The organism is Amantichitinum ursilacus (assembly GCF_001294205.1).
Lineage (GTDB): Bacteria > Pseudomonadota > Gammaproteobacteria > Burkholderiales > Chitinibacteraceae > Amantichitinum > Amantichitinum ursilacus.
Genome location: NZ_LAQT01000035.1, coordinates 18,418 through 34,447, shown reverse-complemented (window position 1 = coordinate 34,447; position 16,030 = coordinate 18,418). Strand labels below are relative to the sequence as shown.

Sequence of the window (16,030 nt, the reverse complement as noted above, 5' to 3'; positions counted from 1 at the left end):
TTGTCGCGCCAGCTCCTTCGCGGTTATTGCGCTGAGCCGTCGATCACGCCAGGCGCTACCGGCTGCGGTGGCGCGGGAATCCGTTGCACCGCCACGGTCTGGTCGGCCGCGGGTTGCGCCAGATCGGGCTTGGCGCCGTTGCCACGCAATACAATCAATTTCTGCAGCAAATCAAACCAGAATGGCGCGCCAAACATTGCGGCCAGCGCCGTCACGCCCCAGCCGCACAGCATCAGCAAAATCGTGCCGACGTGGTGGATAGATGCCAGGCGCGTGTCGGTCCAGCCCAGCGGCAAATTGCTCAAGTTCTGGATGGCCTGCACCGCGTTATCGGCGCTGGCGTTCTGATACAACTCGGGCTTGATGCTGCCGTTGGTCCACAGCGTATGAAACAGATACAGGCTATCCACGTTGAGCACGGCCGCCAGCGTCAGCGCCACAAAAAACGTGATGATTTGCTGGCGCTGTTTATAGCGACCACTAACGCGTTCCATGCTGTGATCAAACCATTGCGCCAGGCCCGCCACCACCCGTGCCTCTTCGCCTTGCGCCTCACGCAATACACCCGCCAGAAAGGTGCGTAATTGCGGATCGGCAATGGTGTCGGTCAGATCGGCCACCGCGTTTTGTTGCTGGCTCTGGCGCAGGATATCGAGCAGCGCGCTGGCAAACTGGCGCGACGGAATATACGCCGGCTTGTATTTAAGCTCGGCCGCCGTGGTGGCCTTGCCGTCGCCCAACGGATTGACGCGCGCATGGTTGTACAGCGCCAGCGCCAGGCCGCCCATTTGCGGGTCGTTCAGCATGTCTTTGACGGCATCCAGCAAGGTGTTGGCGCGTAATTTAAAGAAGCTGGCGATGGCTTCGTTGACGCTGCTGACAATCAGACTGACCGAAAAATAGCAGAACGCCATACCGGCGATGACTTCGAGTACCGTGCTGCCAAACATGGGAAAACTCCGAGAGCCTGTTGCGCGCGAGCATACCATTGCGCCCGCGCGACGGCAGCAGCGCCCGGCTGTAACATAGCTGTCTTTTGTCGCCGGTAGCCTCGCCGCATGCTGCTCAATACCGCCCAACCTTACGCCATAGAATCCGCAGGCCTGGTCTGTGGGTTTTTATGCTTGCCCGACGCGATGCCGCATTCTGTGGATGCCGCCGAGGCGCTGGCGTGGCTGGCGCTGCCGCCGGAGCAAACCGAGGGCTTTATCTGGCTGCACCTCAACTTGTCGCAGGCCTCAACCGAACGCTGGATCCGCGAGCATCTGTCGCTGCCCGAGGCGTTTCATGAATCGCTGCATCAGGCCAGCCGCTCTTCACGCGTGGAGCAAGAAGGCGACGCGCTGCTGGCGGTGATGAACGATGTGCTGTTCGAGTTTTCGTTTGAAGCCACCGATATTTCCACGCTGTGGGTTAGCCTGGAAAGCCGCCTGGTGGTCAGCGCGCGCACGCGACCGTTGCGCTCGATCGATCGTTTGCGCGATGCAGTCAAGAAGGGCGAAATCCTGCGTTCGCCGGTGGATTTGATGGTGCGGTTGCTCAGTCTGCAGGTGAAAGTGCTGGAGCAAATCGTGCGTGATGCGGTGATCGAGGTCGACAATATCGAAGACCGCCTGCTGGCTGAACGGCTGCAGAATCGCCGCGTTAACCTGGGCGCCCTGCGCCGGGTGATGGTGCGGTTGCAACGGCTGCTGGCACCGGAACCGGCGGCGCTATTTCGCTTGCTGAACAAGCCGCCGCATTGGGTGGCGGAGCAGGACGTGGTCGACCTGCGCCAGTCCACCGAAGAATTTGCCGCGGTGCTTAACGATATGAGCGCGCTGCAAGAGCGCATCAAACTGCTGCAGGAAGAGATTGCCGCCCGCATCAACGAGCAGGATAACCGCAGCCTGTTTGTGCTGACCGTGGTCACTGTGCTGGCGCTGCCGTTCAATATCATCGCCGGCTTGCTGGGCATGAACGTGGGCGGCATCCCGCTGGCGCAACACGCGCATGGCTTCTGGATTGTGGTGGCCATCGTCGCCGTCTTTACCGCCACCGTGGCGTTCTTCGCGCTGAAACGCTGGCGTAGCTGAGCATTGACACGCGATGCCCAATTGATGCGCTAGAACGGCGCATAGGGTGGGTCTGGACCCACCATTCAAAGCCCTCAACAAAAACGCCCACGTTTCCTTTTTTTCTCTGACCACTATGACGGGTGCGTCTGAACCGACCATTCAAAGCCATCAACAAAAACGCCAACGTTTCCTTTTTTCTCTGGCCACTTTGAGTGGTGGTTCTGGACCTGTCATTCAAAGCCATCAACAAAAACGCGAGCGTTCCTTTTTTCTCTGACCACTTTGAGCGGTGGGTCTAGACCCACCCTATTGGGTTTACGGTTGCAAGAATAATCCCTTACGAATTCCAACAGGGTTGTCAGTTTTCTGCTTTCAGATTACACGCTAAGCCACTGTATTTATTGAGTATTTTTTACCAGGAGCCGTCCTGGTACACAGCCTTGGGCAGACACGCGAAGATGCGCCTCATTGCATCCCGCCTTCTCTTCAAGGACATCGCCATGCTGTTCAAACCTCATCGTGCCAAAAGCTTTAAAGCCAGCCGTACCCCGGTGCGCCGTCGTCTGGCCGCGCCCGCAGTACAGCGCCAGCCTTTGCCCGCGCTGGCCTGGCGTAAACGCGCCGAGTGATCGGTCCGATTTGTTGGCTATTCAGAATCCGGCTCGCCTTGATCCTTATTGATTCCTGTTGATTTGCAACTGTGTGGCCACGCCAGCGGCGCCGCCCCGTTGCTGGAGTATTGCCATGAATATCGCAAATACACAGACTGCTTTCGCCCCGATCAACCACACCCTGTGCGCCGATTGCGGCCAGTGCGCCGCCGCGCCGGTGGCCGCGCCCAAACGTTATGACGCGCTATCGCGCACGCTGCATTGGGTGTTTGCCGTGGCCATCATCTACGCCAGCGTGGCGGGCTATTCGATGCACATCGTCACCAATCCGACGCTGCATTCGTTTTTGTCGCAAATGAATATGTCGCTGGCCACGGTGCTGATCATGTTGTTTCCAGTGCGACTGATCTGGAAACTGCTGCGCACCGAACCCGCACCGATCGCCAGCATCCCCAGCAAGCAGCAAAAGATTGCGCACATTGCCCACAACGTGCTGTACGGGCTGATTGCGTGGGTGTTGATTACCGGTTTTGTGATGGTGCCGCACGGCTACAACCTGTTCTGGACCATTCCGATCAGCACGCCGTTTGAAGAAGGCCCGGTTACGCACGCGTTTAATGTCGCGCATCGCATCGGTTGCATGACGTTGGCCAGCATGGTGTTGCTGCATGTGGCTGCCGCGCTGAAGCATCAGTTTGTGTCGCGCAATGGCGTGCTGGACCGGATGCTGTGAGCGTTACAGCGCGATGCTGTAAAAATTGAGCGGGTGGTCGATATTCGGGATTTCGATCACGCGCTCAAACGCAAAGCCGACACGCTGCAACAGCCGGCCCGACGCGGTGTGATTCTGATCAGTAATCGCCACCACGCGCCGCAGGTTTTTTACGTCGCGGCCCCACGCCAGCCAGGCTTGGGCCGCCTCGCTGGCGTAACCCTGGCCTTCGAATTCAGGCAATAGCGCATAGCCGAGATCGACATCATCAAGGCCCGCGCGCTTGATCAACCCGCTCATGCCCAGCAAGGCGCCATCTTCGCTGCGCACCATCACCCACAAACCAAAGCCGCTGGCGGCGTACATCGCCAACGGACCGTCGTTGATATAACGCTGCGCGTCGGCCTCGTTGCGTACGTTTTTATCGCCAATAAACTGCAGCCAGCCGGGGCTGTTGAGTAGTTGCACGATAAAGGCGGCGTCATCAAGGGTAATGGGGCGCAGGGTCAGGCGTTCGGACTGGAAAGGGGTCATGGCAGAAGCAGGCGGTCACGTCGAAAGACGCCCATGGTGCGACCGGATGCGGGCCGCTGACAAGCCAACGGCGCAGCTCCTTGCCAGAGTCTGCGCCGTTATGCGTTCCCACTTATCAGTTAACCAGGACTCCGCGGTGGCGGATTAGCTGGATTTCTTCGGCTGCTTTTCGTATTCAAACTTCGGCAGCGCCTTCAGGGCGTCCTTGCTGGCGCCGGTCAGCACAAACTTGCCGTCGTTGGTGGTGAACTGGTCGACCGGAATGGCCACGTCATGACGCGCCACGCCAAGGAAACCGCCCACGCCGATCACGGCAAACGACAGCGATTTGTCGGGGGCTACAATCACGTCTTCAACCTTACCGATCTTTTCGTTCTGGTCGTTGTAGACATCCTTGCCCAGCACGCTCTTCTTGACGCTCCAGCCGTTAACAACCAACTGTTCTTGTTCAACCGTCACGCCCAGCGTGCTGCGGCCAGCAACGGCGGCAGAGGCGGGCAGGGCAGCGCCCAGGGTGGAAGCAAACAAAGCGGCAATCACGGCAGTTTTCTTGAGGGACATAAACAGTACTCCTTGTGTTTTGTGCCTCCAGTATTGCTGCGCCGCAGCGTGGCCAGTAGCCTCATCTGGCCGAGTTGCCTGTAGGCCATCCAGGCTTGCGCTGTCCGGGCCGCTCCGATCCGCCGATTGTTGGCGGGTGCTCAGCCCAGCAGCTGGCTGGCGTCCAGGCCAAGGCGCAAATTGCCCCAATGCCGTGCGCTGATATAAATCGGCAAATCCACTTCCGTCATGATTTCGCCCGTATCCCGCATATAGGTTTGCAATAAAAAGCGTTGGGTATTGGCGGCGGCGCGTTTGCCCGAGGCATCACTAAACATGCGCTTATTGCGACTGGTGCGCAGATCGCTGTCGGCATTGCCGGTGGGCGCTTTGGAAAACCAGCTATTGTTGACCGGGCAAAATGCCTGGGTATTCAACATAAAGGCCACTTTGCCGCCTTTGACGTCGTGGACCAGCTTGTCGCATTCGGGTTGGCATTGCTCGGCCAGCGCGTCGATATAGGCGGCGTTATATTGCTGCGGCTTGGTGCCGGCAATCGGCGTTAGCGCGTTATCAAACAAATTGATGCCGCGATCGGCCAGGCTTTGCATGCGCGTCTGGATCACGTCGCGCGCTTTCATGGCGCGATTGATGGCGGCATCCAGATCGCCGTGGCCCAGTACAAAGGTGCCGATCATTTCTTGCACCCGTTCAGTCAATTTGGCCAGATCGCGCGTGGCGGTGGAGGCGTGTTGCATGCGCCCGCTAATTGATTCGGCATCGGCATGGATTTGCGCCACGCGCCGATTGGTGCCGGCATTGCTGTCCGATACCGCCTGCAAATGCTCGGCAATATCGGTCAGGCTGCGGCTGGTGGTTTCAAAGTCGCCCACCATGGTGCTGAAGTGTTCGCAGGCATTGATAATGCCGCTGCGGGTGCTGTCGGTGCTTTGATTAATGCGCTGGGTATGCACGTGGATATTGTCGACCTGGCTGAGCATCGAATCCATATTGCCGCCGATTTCTTCAGTGGCGACACGCACTTTCTCGGCCAGTTTGCGCACTTCATCGGCCACCACGGCAAAGCCGCGGCCCGATTCGCCCGCGCGCGCGGCTTCAATGGCGGCATTCAAGGCCAGCAAATTGGTTTGATCCGAGATTTCCTTGATAAACCCGACAATTGATTTAATGCCGACCGAGCGATCTTTAAGCTCGGTTACCACTTTATTAAAGTCATCCAGCAAGGCGGTAATGCCGCTGATGCTGGCGCTGGCCGCGCGCAGTTCGGCGGTGGAGGAGCGAGCCAGCTCCAGGTTTTGTTCGGTGCTGTCGGCAATGCTGCGGGTTTCGTGCGAGACGGTATCGACATTGGCAGCCGCTGTGTTGCTTTCGTCCTGCACTTCTTGCGCAAAGCGCGCCTGATTGGCGGTGCTGGCGCTGGAATCATCCACATTCTTTAACAAGCGCGTGGATTCCACCGCAATCTTGACGGTAAGCGATTGGACGGCGGCAATCATCTCGCGTTGGCGTTGCAGAAAGCGGTTATAGCTGTTGGCCAGATGATGGATTTCGTCGTGCGTCATGGTGGCCATATCGCGCGACAAATCACCGGTGCCGCTATTGGCTTCGTCCAGCGCGGAAATCATTTTTTTTAACGGGCGCACCACCAGATAGCGCAAATACCAGACCATGAATGCGGTCAGCGCAAATGAAGCAATGCCGATCCATAAGGCCAGTTGCTGCAGGTTATGCACCTTGCCCTGAATGGCGGCGCTGGCGGCGGCGCTGACTTGCTGGCGCTGCAATTCTCCCAGGATATCCTGGCCGCTGGACCACGCCACATAAACAAACGCCAGCTGCAATAGCACCAGCACAAACAGGCTGGCGAATTTGCGGCTAAGCGTGTTGAAAACCATTTTTTCAAGCTCGTTATAAGCTTGTTTTAAAAAATCCATCGTTGCTCCAGTGCTCGTGCGGTTGGGCTGGTCGACGTTCGAATATAAGCGCGCGATTATGTTTGAGAGCCACGGTCATTGAAAGGGCTTACAGCGCTTTTTGCGCAATTCGCGGCGGTTATCACACATTGCGCAGTTTTTTTCGCAAAGCCTTGGTCCAGCCCCGATGCCGCTTGCAGCTCAATGACCCCCACGCCACGGTTGGACGCGTCTTATCTGGATTTATAGCCAATGTGCGCGAGCTGAGCGCAGCGGCTTTTAATTAGCGCGCACTGAAGTTGAATAAGGCGTTAACGCGATTAACAGACGAAACAAACCCAAAATAAAAGGCGGGATTTAATCCCGCCTTGCTGTTTTAACCGACCGGATGATTAATCCGCGCCGCCATTTACCCTCACAGGGTCAAAATCACACTGCCCGTGGTTTTACCGTTTTCCAGATCGCGATGAGCCTGCGCTGCATCAGCCAAGGCATAACGCTGGCCGATCGGGTTGTGTAATCCAGACTGCAGTTCGTTGAGCAGAATTTGCGCGCCCGCGTAATACCACTCGGGCTGGGTGGCGAAGGCGAGCACGCTGGGTTTGGCCAGTGCAATCGGCCCCATTTTGCTGATATCCACCGGCGCTACTGCGCCACCGGCCTGGCCGATATTGGCCACCACGCCGAATGGCCGCACCGCGCCGAACGTAGCGGGCAGGATAGGACCGCCGATGCCATCCACCGCCAGATGCACGCCCACGCCGTCAGCCAGCGCGCGCACTTGCTGCGGCCAGTCGGGCTGGCTGTGCAGCAACACGGTCTGCGCGCCCGCTGCGTGGGCGATGTTGGCTTTGGCCTCACTGCTGACGGTGCCGATCACCTGCGCGCCTTTGCGCACGGCCCAGCGCGTCAGCAACTGGCCCAAACCACCGGCTGCGGCATGCACCAGCAACCAGTCGCCAGGCTGCAACGCGTACACGCGGTGCAACAACATATAGGCGGTAAGCCCGCGCAGCATGCTGCCGCCGGCGGTGGCGTCATCCACGCCGTCTGGAATCGCAATCAACGCGCTGGCGGGCAGCACACGTTCTTCGGCATAACCGCCCATGGGCGCGCCCATATACGCCACGCGCTGGCCGACTTGCCAGCCGTCGACGCCCGCGCCGACGCTCTCGATGACGCCCGCGCCTTCGAAGCCTGCTACGGCTGGGTACTGCGCCAACGGATATTGGCCTTGGCGGAAATACACATCGACAAAATTGACCCCCGCCACACGCTGGCGAATGCCGACCTGGCCGGGGCCGGGCGCGGGGACGGTTTGATCAATCAGATGCAAGACTTCAGGCGCGCCGGGCGCGCTGATGACGATGGCGGCAGACATTGAAAGCTCCTGGGTGGCTAGGGGATGGAAACGTCTGCCATTAGAACCGTGTAGCCCAGGTGCATATAGTCACCTGATCTGCTCAAGGCATGTGCAATACTGCGCAAGATGAACTGGCAAGATATCCAATACTTTTGCGCTTATGCGCGCAGTGGCTCGCTCTCGGCGGCGGCGCGTGAATTTGGCGTTGATCATGTAACAGTGGGGCGACGCATCGCCGCGCTGGAGCAGGCATTGGCCTTGCGGCTGGTGGATCGCTTGCCGCGCAGCACCGTGCTGACGGACGCCGGTCGCGCCTTCGCCCAGCAAGCCGCTGGCATGGCCGACCAGGCGCAGGCGCTAACGCGGCAGGCGCGCAATCTGCAGGCCAACAGCCGCGCCACGGTACGCATCAGCGCGCCGCCTGCGGTGGCCAGTTGGCTGCTGGCGCCGCACGTGGCGCCGTTCTGCCTGCAGCAGCCTGAGATCAAACTGGTGTTAAGCGGCGTGGCGGCCACCGTGGCGCTTGATCGCGGCGAGGCCGATATCGCCGTGCGCATGACGCGACCCAACGAGCCGGATCTGATTGCGCAACGCGTGGGTATGATGCGGTTTGCGCTGTACAGTCACGCCGATTACGCCAGCACGCCCGTCGAGCAATGGCAATTTATTGGCTACGACGCCGCATTGGACAACACCACGCAGCAACGCTGGCTGCATCAGATTGCGCAAGGCAAAGCGTTGGTGTTTGAAGCGAGCGATTTATCGTCGCAGATGGCGGCAGTGCGCGGCGGCCTGGGCGTGGCGGCCTTGCCACGGTTTGTCGGTGATTCTGACCCGGCGCTGCAGCGCCTGCCCGCGCCCGTGGCTGCGCCCGAGCGCGAAATGTGGTTGGTCACTTATCCCGATCTATATCGTGCCGCGCCGATCCGGGCGGTGATGGCGATGCTGGCGCACGCCGTTGGCCAGGCGTGCCCGTTGGATTAGCGCGACAGGGCTATAGCGTGCGATCCAGTCCCAGATCTTCGCGCAATTTAAACAGCACATCGTGGCCAATTGAGCCGTGCAATCGCGCCAGAAACTGATCGGCCAGATGCAGCAAACGCCGCTTTTCCACCGCATCCACGCCGCCGGTTTGCAGATAGCGATTAAGCGCATGAGCGGCCGATAGCATCAGGCGACTGTTGTGCGTGCGCTCCGCCGCTTCCACCAGCAAACCGACCGATTCGCCCACCGCATTGCGCATCATCAATTGCACGCCGCGGTTGTTCAGGTCGATTACATCCTGGCCGATGCGCTGGATAAAGTCCTTCCAGCCCGGGCGCAGATTGGCGGCGCTTTCCAGCACGCCCGAGGTCTGGCGCGTGGTGATAAAGCGCTGCGCCACCGCCTGCAGCCAGCGCCATGGCGGCACGCCGGGAGCAGGGCGCTCGCCATCGACTGTGGGCGGACAGACCATATCGGCAGTCATGATCAGGTTTACCGCCAGTTCCAGCGTAAATTCGGGATGGCTTAAAAACGGCTCGACCTTGTTCAGCTCGTCGGCTTTGCCGCCAAAGATGGCGGCGGCCAATATGCCGACCACCTGGCTGTTGACGCCCGCATCCCGTCGCGCCACGTCGGCCAGTGTGCGCAGATATTTGTCGGCATCGGCGGCGGCATTGCCCCGTTTGGCTGCCAGCGCCAGTTGCAATACGGTTTCAGGCGCCAGCGCGCTGCTGTTGCCGCCACAGGCCACGGCTTTTTCCAACAGGCTGCGCGCCTTGTCCGATTGGCCCAGCATATTGGCCAGGTTGCCAGCCTTTTGTAGGCGAGACACATTGTTGGGCGAAATGGTCAGGCATTTTTCGAACACCCCCATGGCGTCTTCCAACCGACCTTCCGCCAGATAGGAATTGGCCAGTTCTTCGTACGCATCTACATAATTGGCGTGCTCGCTGATGGCGGTATTCAGCAGCGTATGCGCCTGTTCCTTGCGGCCCTGGCGGTTGAACACCTTGGCCAGACCCAGCCGCGCCCACGGCACCACGCGCTTGTTCAGGATTTCTTCGTACAGCATGCGCGCGTCGTCCAGCCGGCCCGCTTCCAGCAGCAGACTGGATAACAAGCGCAACAAATCATTGCGATATGAGGCCTCGGCGCGCGGCAGCAGCTCACGCGCAAAGTCGATGGCGGCGCTGATGTTGCCTTCGCTGATGTGGTCGTACAGCGGCTTGAGCGCTTGCTTGCGATCCCACGCGCTGCGCAGCCGATCCGACAATTTGGCGCCGGTAAACGGCTTGAGCAGATAGTCATCCGGACCCACTTCGGCCACCGCCACCACACGCTCGTACGAGGCTTCGGCGGTGATCATGAACCAGATGGTGGACAGCGGCAGCTCGCCGGTGCGGCGCAGTTCTTCCAGCAGCTCCTGGCCATTCATGCCGCCGCCAAAGTCGTAGTCGCACAACACGACGTCGTAATTGCCGTTTTTAAGCCGCCGCCGCGTCTCGCCCACGCTGCTGGCCACATCAACCCGGGTAATGCCGATGGTGGACAGCGTCAGCCGCAACGATTGCCGCACGGTGGGCGAATCGTCGGCAGCTAAAACGCGGGCTTCTGCGAGCGCAGTGGTGGCCATGGGGACGGGCTCAATGCATCGTAATGGGTTGAACGACAATTTAGCTCAGGTTACAGCGCCGGCAAGCATTTTTGCGCGCATCGGCGGGAGAGGCGCAGTGGCTGGCCGCAGTTTGTAAGCTAACGTATTAAGTTTTGCTGATGCAGATTCTGCCCGGACTTGGCGATCGCGACGAGATAGCGCGGGACGGGTGTGGCTTATGCCACACGCATTCAAGCTGAACGGTTGGATTTGCGCCGCGCCGGGCAGCGCCCTGTGCGCGTTCTGCCACTGCCATAACAGTGAGTATTGGTACCGCCTATAGCCGTGAACACCGTCACAGGCGCGCGCAGCCGAAATAAGAAGCGTCCTATGCGGAGCCGGTCCGCCGCCGTGGTCTGATTTAACGCGCCGCTAGCCGGGTTCAGCGGCTTCTTATTTATTTCTCAATTCTCTGGTGGATCGTCCTCATGAAAAAAAAGTTTGAACGTGTTGCTCAATCAGCAATTGCAATTGCGGCATTGTGTGTCAGTGGTTACGGCTTTGCCTTTGACGGTACCGTTAATTTCAAAGGCTCGGTAGTGGATTCAGCATGTTCGGTCAGTGTGGCGACGCAAAACCAGAATGTTGAATTTGGCGCAGTGGCCAAGTCCGGATTTACCGGCGTGAATACCGGCACGGCAATGAAGAAGTTTCCGATTACGCTCGAAAACTGTTCCATCGTCACTTACAAAAAAGTGACCGTGCGTTTTGATGGCGTGCAAGACGGCGATTATCTGAAACTGACCGAAGAAGCCGATAAAGCCACGGGCGTGGCGGTGCAATTGCTCAATCCCGACGGCACCCCGCTGGCATTGGGCTATGACTCGGCCGTGTCCACACTGGTCGCGGGCACCAACACCATTAACTACGCCGCGCGCTATGTGCAGAACGCCGCTGCCGTTACCGTGGGCTTTGCCAATGCCCAGGCGCAATTTACGGTGACTTACCAGTAACTTGGTCCGTTTTGCCGCGCCGGGGGCCACGCTGCGCTTCCGGCGCTTTTTTGATTTGAGGAAGCCGTATCCATGCGCCCAGGTCGCCGTTGTATTGCTGTTTTGTCGTTGCTTGGCGGGTTAATGTTTTCGATATCCGCTTATGCCGGAATTTCGGTCGGCAGTACGCGCGTTATTTTTGACGCCAGCCAATCCGCATTGGCGGTGCCGATTCAGAATGGCGATAACCGGCCTTATCTGGTGCAATCGTGGGTGGATGATCAATCCGGGCAAAAAGCGCCATTCCTGGTTACACCGCCTTTAGTGCGCGTCGATGCTAAAAAAAGCATGACGCTAAAGATTATTTCCACCGGCGCCATGGCATTACCGCAAGATCGCGAATCGGTGTTTTATCTGAATGTAAAAGAAATACCGCCTAAAGCCGAAACTGAAAACGTTTTGCAATTGGCGATTCGAACCCGCATTAAATTTTTTTATCGCCCTGCGCAATTGCAAGGCACAGCCGCGGATGCGCCTGCGCAATTGCAATGGCGTATTGCGCCGGACGAACAGGGCAGGCTGGCGCTGGAAGTGAGCAACCCCTCGGCCTACGCCGTTACCGTGGTTGATGCCAGCGCCAATGGCGCGCCGCTGCGTAACGACATGGTGCTGCCGCAAAGCAAGCTGCGTTATCCCTTGCCCGCTGCCGCAGGCGATGCCGTGGCGGTGAGCTTTAGCGCCATGAATGATTTTGGTGGCGTAACGGCGCCCATCACGCTGCAAGCCCGCCGCGCCGCGACCACGCCATGAGCGCCTTTCCCCCGAGCATGGCGCGCTTTTTTGAGAGCCCTCCGCTGTGACATTTCCCCAAGCTTTAGCGCTGCGCGCGCCGCGTCGATTGCGGCTGTTATCGGCCCTGATATTGACGCTGGCCAGCGCCACGCTCTGGGCGGCCGACCCAGCACCCAACGCCGTGGCCTTGCCGCGCGCTGCTCCCGCCCGCGCCACCGGCTTTGACGCGGGCTTTCTGCAATTGGGCAATCCGGATGATCAAAGCCGCGTGGATATCTCTGCCTTTGCCGAGCGCAATGTGGTGCAGGCGGGTCTTTATCGCGCCGAAATCTGGGTTAACGGCACGCGCGTTGGCTTTGCCGATCTGCAATTTGTCGCCGCCGCCGATGCAAGCGCCGACGCCACGCCGTGCCTTAGCCCGGCCATGCTGCAGGAATGGGGCATTGATGTGCACAGCGCCGCCTTCGTCGCGGCCGGGCCACAGCGCTGCGTGGATTTGCCCGCGCTGGTGCCGCAAGCCAGCGTCAGCTTTGACATGCTGCAACAGCGGCTGGATATCGGCGTACCGCAGGTAGCGATGTGGCGACCGCCGCGGGGCGCGGTGACCGCAGCGCAATGGGATGCGGGTGAGACGGCGCAGCTGCTGGATTACAGCATGAATGTGACGACGGGCAGCGCCAACCATGTGCGCAATGACGCGGCCTATGGCGCGGTGCGCGCCGGGCTGAATGTGGGCCCATGGCGCCTGCGTTCCACGCTGAATGTGCAAAGCGGCTCCAACCAGAACACGACGGTGCAAGCCGTCGACAACTATCTGCAACGCGATGTCGCGCCGCTGCAAGGCCGGCTGACGCTGGGCCAGGCGGCCACGTCGTCGGATATTTTTGATGGCATCGCCTTTACCGGGGTGCAGCTGGCCTCAGACGACAGCATGTTGCCCGACGATCAACAAGGCTATGCGCCGGTGGTGCGCGGCGTGGCGCAAACCAATGCGCGCGTCACCATCCGCCAACGCGGCTTTGATCTGTATAGCGGACTGGTCGCGCCGGGCCCGTTTGCCATCGACAATCTGCCCAACGCCACCACGGGCGATCTGGAAGTGATCATCACCGAGGCTGATGGCCGCGAGACGCGCTTTATTGCGCCATTTGCCTCATTGCCGGTGATGGTGCGCGAAGGCGGCACGCGCTATAGCGCCACGCTGGGCAAATATCGCGATGCCGGGGGTGGCAGCGGCCCAACCTTTGGCCAGGCCACGCTCACTCGCGGCCTGTTGTTTGATTTCACGCTGTTTGGCGGCTTGCTGGGCGCACATATCTATCAGGCGGGCGTGCTGGGCGTGGGCAAAAATCTGGGTGAATTTGGCGCGGTCTCGGCCGACGTCAGCGCGTCGCATACCCGGCGTGATCCGCAATGGGGCCGGTACGTACCGCCCTTGCAGGCTGGCGATACGCTCAGCGGCCAGTCTTATCGCGTGTTGTACGGCAAGGTGTTTGCCAACGGCCTCAACCTGCGCGTGGCGGGCATGCGTTATTCCACGGCGGGCTATCGCACTTTTGGCGAAGCGGTGGCCGAACAGAACGCGGCGCAAATGGCCGAGCGCCTGGATTATCTGCGTGTAACTGGCGCGCGCAAAAGCCAGGTGCAAGGTAGCCTCAGCCAGCCGTTGGGCCGCTATGGCTCGATCTATGCGTCGATCTCGCAGCAAATCTATTATTCCGGCCCGCGCAATCTGTCGGCGCAGGTGGGCTATAGCGCAACGCTGGGCCCTTATGCGCTGGGCGTGTATTACAGCCAGGGCCGCAGCGCCGGTAACGAAACCACGCGCCAGATCAGCGCCAACCTGTCGATTCCGTTTGGCCCGGGCCCACGCAATGCGATGGTGACGGCCAGCGTCACGCACGACAGCGTAACCGGCATGGCTGAGCAGCTGGGCGTTAATGGCACGGCGCTGGCGGACCGCAGTCTGGCTTATGCGCTCAATGCGCAATACGGATCGCGCAGCGGCCATGGCGACGGCAATGTCAGCTATTCGGGCCGTTATGCCACGCTGGGCGGCAATGTCAGCGCGGGCGAGGGTTATCACCAGACCGGCGTTAGCCTGAGCGGCAGTATGGCCTTGCATCAGGGCGGCATCACCCTCGGCCAGTCGCTGGGCGATACCGCGGCGCTGATCGATACCCATGGCGCGCCCGACGTGGCGGTCAGCTCGCTTCCTGGTGTGCGTACTGATGAACATGGCTACGCCATCGTGCCCAATCTGTCGGCCTATCGCGCCAACCGTATCGAACTGGATCCGGCCGCGCGCAACCGCGACGACACGGTGGAAATGCAGGACACCGTCAAAACCGTGGTGCCCACGCGCGGCGCACTGGCCAAAGTCAGCTTTGACAGCCGTATCGGCAGCAAGGCGTTGCTGACGCTGACCGATGCTGCTGGCCTGCCGCTGCCGTTTGGGGCGCAAGTGGTCGACGCGCGCGGACGTGATGCCGGTGTGGTGGGCGAGCACGGCGAAACCTATGTCACCGGCCTGGCCGCCAGCGGTGAACTGGCGGTGCGCTGGGGCGCGCGCGGCAGTCATCAATGCGTGGCCCGCTATCAGCTGGACAGTAGCGCCGCCATGGTGGCGCAACTGCAAACCGCGGCCGCCCGCTGTGTGCCGGTGGCCGCGCCATGAACCCTCGTGCTTATGCCCGACCCGCACCCTGCGCAGGTCAAGGAGACCCGATGTCTTTGTTTCAATCGAGGCTGATCAGCCCGGCGTTGGCCGCGTGGCGCAAACGCCTGATGTTGCTGGGCGTATTGCTGCTGACGCTGTTGCCCGCGCTGGCCCAGGCCGCCTGCGTGAATGCATCCGGGCGCTACAACACCCTGCTGAATGTGGTGGCGCGCTCGGTGCGCGTGCAGGCGGATCTGGCCGAGGGCGCCAGCCTGGGGGCGTGGTCCAGCACTGCGGTGGCCAGCGGCGCGCAACGCAGTATCAATTACGGCCTGATCAACTGCACGGGCGGTGGTGGCAGCTTTGGCTGGATGGGCGATGCGGTGGCGGGTGCGGGCGGCGTCTACCCCACCGGCGTGCCGGGCATCGGCATCCGCTTCCGCTTGAGCGGCATTCTGGTTGATCAGGCGCATGGCGTGGTGATGCCGGTATCGCTGGAAAGCGGCGGCGCACGTATTCCGTTGGCGGACGGCAAATATCTGGGCAATACCGTGCCGTGGATTTTTACCTATACCCTGGTCAAGACCGGCCCGATCGCACTGAATGCGGTCAAACCGTACGCCACCTTCAATCTGGCCAGCGCGGGTCTGGAAAATGTCTGGGTGGGTGGCGATGGCGATACGGTGCAGGGCGGGGCGGCCAGTCGTTATGTGCCCTTCAGTTTGTCCGCGCCGGGTGATTGGGCATTGGTGCCCGCCACCTGCTTTGTGACCACGCCGGTGATGACCGTGCCGCTTAATTCGGCCTTGCTGCGTTTTTTTCAGAATAACGAGCAGAACATCGGACTGACGCCATTCAATGTCGGGCTGACGTGCCCCGGCGGTGCGCAGAGTCTGAAGCGCGTGTCGATGTTGCTGAGCGATAACGTCAAGCTGGGCAACAGCAGCAATACGCTGGCGCTGACGCTGGATTCCACGGCCAGCGGCGTGGGCATCCAGGTGTTATGGCAGGGCGCGCCGGTGCAGTTTCAGGCGGACCCCACCGACACCACCGGCACCACACCGGCATCGACGCTGGCGGTGGGCACGATCAGCGGCGGCAGCTTCAATATTCCGCTCAGCGCGCGCTATATCGCCACGGAGGGCAATGAGAATGTCGAAGTCGGCACCGTTAACGCCCGCATGACGCTCACGGTGTATTACGACTAAGCCACGCCGTCGCGGCATAAAAAAAGGCATCCATCCGGATGCCTTTTTTG

14 protein-coding genes are annotated in these 16,030 nt (G+C 60.4%); 8 read left to right on the top strand and 6 right to left on the bottom strand.

Going from position 1 to position 16,030, the window contains the following annotated elements; translation table 11 throughout:
• Positions 1–23 precede the first annotated feature (23 nt).
• Positions 24–950 carry a hypothetical protein gene (locus tag WG78_RS19175; protein ID WP_053939450.1) on the bottom strand — a complete coding sequence of 309 codons (927 nt, stop codon included), beginning with the start codon at positions 948–950 and terminating at the stop codon, positions 24–26.
• 186 nt (positions 951–1,136) lie between these two features.
• Here WG78_RS19175 and WG78_RS19170 point away from each other — a divergent pair, with 186 nt between their 5' ends.
• From WG78_RS19170 to WG78_RS19165, 3 genes are all read left to right on the top strand, one after another.
• Complete coding sequence (locus tag WG78_RS19170) at positions 1,137–2,075, top strand: transporter (protein WP_236692083.1); 939 nt, start codon at positions 1,137–1,139, stop codon at positions 2,073–2,075.
• Between the two features lie 482 nt (positions 2,076–2,557).
• Entirely contained in the window at positions 2,558–2,686 is a 129-nt protein-coding gene (locus tag WG78_RS23290; RefSeq protein ID WP_269082676.1) for a hypothetical protein, read from the top strand.
• Between the two features lie 115 nt (positions 2,687–2,801).
• The gene (locus WG78_RS19165; protein WP_083459405.1) at positions 2,802–3,401 is read left to right on the top strand and encodes a cytochrome b; all 600 of its coding nucleotides are present in this window, start codon (positions 2,802–2,804) and stop codon (positions 3,399–3,401) included.
• A gap of 3 nt (positions 3,402–3,404) precedes the next feature.
• Here the strand turns inward: WG78_RS19165 and WG78_RS19160 are convergent, their stop codons facing one another.
• The 4 genes from WG78_RS19160 to WG78_RS19145 form a co-directional block, all read right to left on the bottom strand.
• A complete protein-coding gene (locus WG78_RS19160; RefSeq protein WP_053939448.1) occupies positions 3,405–3,914 on the bottom strand; it encodes a GNAT family N-acetyltransferase in 510 nt (169 codons plus the stop codon).
• A 144-nt stretch (positions 3,915–4,058) separates the two neighbouring features.
• Positions 4,059–4,475: a PRC-barrel domain-containing protein gene (locus WG78_RS19155; RefSeq protein ID WP_053939447.1), complete on the bottom strand. Its 417-nt coding sequence runs from the start codon at positions 4,473–4,475 to the stop codon at positions 4,059–4,061.
• 140 nt (positions 4,476–4,615) lie between these two features.
• Positions 4,616–6,409, bottom strand: coding sequence for a methyl-accepting chemotaxis protein (locus WG78_RS19150; RefSeq protein WP_053939446.1), 1,794 nt, complete (start codon positions 6,407–6,409; stop codon positions 4,616–4,618).
• A gap of 394 nt (positions 6,410–6,803) precedes the next feature.
• Positions 6,804–7,769, bottom strand: coding sequence for a quinone oxidoreductase family protein (locus WG78_RS19145; RefSeq protein WP_053939445.1), 966 nt, complete (start codon positions 7,767–7,769; stop codon positions 6,804–6,806).
• A gap of 108 nt (positions 7,770–7,877) precedes the next feature.
• On the opposite strand from WG78_RS19145, the gene WG78_RS19140 reads away from it, so the two are divergent.
• Positions 7,878–8,735: a LysR family transcriptional regulator gene (locus WG78_RS19140; protein WP_053939444.1), complete on the top strand. Its 858-nt coding sequence runs from the start codon at positions 7,878–7,880 to the stop codon at positions 8,733–8,735.
• Positions 8,736–8,745: 10 nt separating this feature from the next.
• Here WG78_RS19140 and WG78_RS19135 read toward each other — a convergent pair whose 3' ends face one another.
• Complete coding sequence (locus tag WG78_RS19135; protein ID WP_053939443.1) at positions 8,746–10,368, bottom strand: tetratricopeptide repeat-containing response regulator; 1,623 nt, start codon at positions 10,366–10,368, stop codon at positions 8,746–8,748.
• Between the two features lie 449 nt (positions 10,369–10,817).
• On the opposite strand from WG78_RS19135, the gene WG78_RS19130 reads away from it, so the two are divergent.
• The 4 genes from WG78_RS19130 (at position 10,818) to WG78_RS19115 (ending at position 15,980) form a co-directional block, all read left to right on the top strand.
• Positions 10,818–11,342 (top strand): fimbrial protein, encoded by a 525-nt coding sequence (locus WG78_RS19130; protein WP_053939442.1) that lies wholly within the window; start codon positions 10,818–10,820, stop codon positions 11,340–11,342.
• Positions 11,343–11,465: 123 nt separating this feature from the next.
• Entirely contained in the window at positions 11,466–12,131 is a 666-nt protein-coding gene (locus WG78_RS19125; RefSeq protein ID WP_161805157.1) for a fimbrial biogenesis chaperone, read from the top strand.
• Between the two features lie 46 nt (positions 12,132–12,177).
• Positions 12,178–14,790: a fimbria/pilus outer membrane usher protein gene (locus WG78_RS19120; protein ID WP_083459403.1), complete on the top strand. Its 2,613-nt coding sequence runs from the start codon at positions 12,178–12,180 to the stop codon at positions 14,788–14,790.
• Positions 14,791–14,840: 50 nt separating this feature from the next.
• Entirely contained in the window at positions 14,841–15,980 is a 1,140-nt protein-coding gene (locus WG78_RS19115) for a fimbrial protein (RefSeq protein ID WP_053939439.1), read from the top strand.
• The last annotated feature ends 50 nt before the right edge of the window (positions 15,981–16,030 follow it).

Excerpts from the sequence above, each read along its gene's own strand:
- WG78_RS19175 (WP_053939450.1), bottom strand. The coding sequence starts at position 950 with ATGTTTGGCAGCACGGTACTCGAAGTCATCGCCGGTATGGCGTTCTGC.
- WG78_RS19170 (WP_236692083.1), top strand. The coding sequence starts at position 1,137 with ATGCCGCATTCTGTGGATGCCGCCGAGGCGCTGGCGTGGCTGGCGCTG.
- WG78_RS23290 (WP_269082676.1), top strand. The coding sequence starts at position 2,558 with ATGCTGTTCAAACCTCATCGTGCCAAAAGCTTTAAAGCCAGCCGTACC.
- WG78_RS19165 (WP_083459405.1), top strand. The coding sequence starts at position 2,802 with ATGAATATCGCAAATACACAGACTGCTTTCGCCCCGATCAACCACACC.
- WG78_RS19160 (WP_053939448.1), bottom strand. The coding sequence starts at position 3,914 with ATGACCCCTTTCCAGTCCGAACGCCTGACCCTGCGCCCCATTACCCTT.
- WG78_RS19155 (WP_053939447.1), bottom strand. The coding sequence starts at position 4,475 with ATGTCCCTCAAGAAAACTGCCGTGATTGCCGCTTTGTTTGCTTCCACC.
- WG78_RS19150 (WP_053939446.1), bottom strand. The coding sequence starts at position 6,409 with ATGGATTTTTTAAAACAAGCTTATAACGAGCTTGAAAAAATGGTTTTC.
- WG78_RS19145 (WP_053939445.1), bottom strand. The coding sequence starts at position 7,769 with ATGTCTGCCGCCATCGTCATCAGCGCGCCCGGCGCGCCTGAAGTCTTG.
- WG78_RS19140 (WP_053939444.1), top strand. The coding sequence starts at position 7,878 with ATGAACTGGCAAGATATCCAATACTTTTGCGCTTATGCGCGCAGTGGC.
- WG78_RS19135 (WP_053939443.1), bottom strand. The coding sequence starts at position 10,368 with ATGGCCACCACTGCGCTCGCAGAAGCCCGCGTTTTAGCTGCCGACGAT.
- WG78_RS19130 (WP_053939442.1), top strand. The coding sequence starts at position 10,818 with ATGAAAAAAAAGTTTGAACGTGTTGCTCAATCAGCAATTGCAATTGCG.
- WG78_RS19125 (WP_161805157.1), top strand. The coding sequence starts at position 11,466 with ATGTTTTCGATATCCGCTTATGCCGGAATTTCGGTCGGCAGTACGCGC.
- WG78_RS19115 (WP_053939439.1), top strand. The coding sequence starts at position 14,841 with ATGTCTTTGTTTCAATCGAGGCTGATCAGCCCGGCGTTGGCCGCGTGG.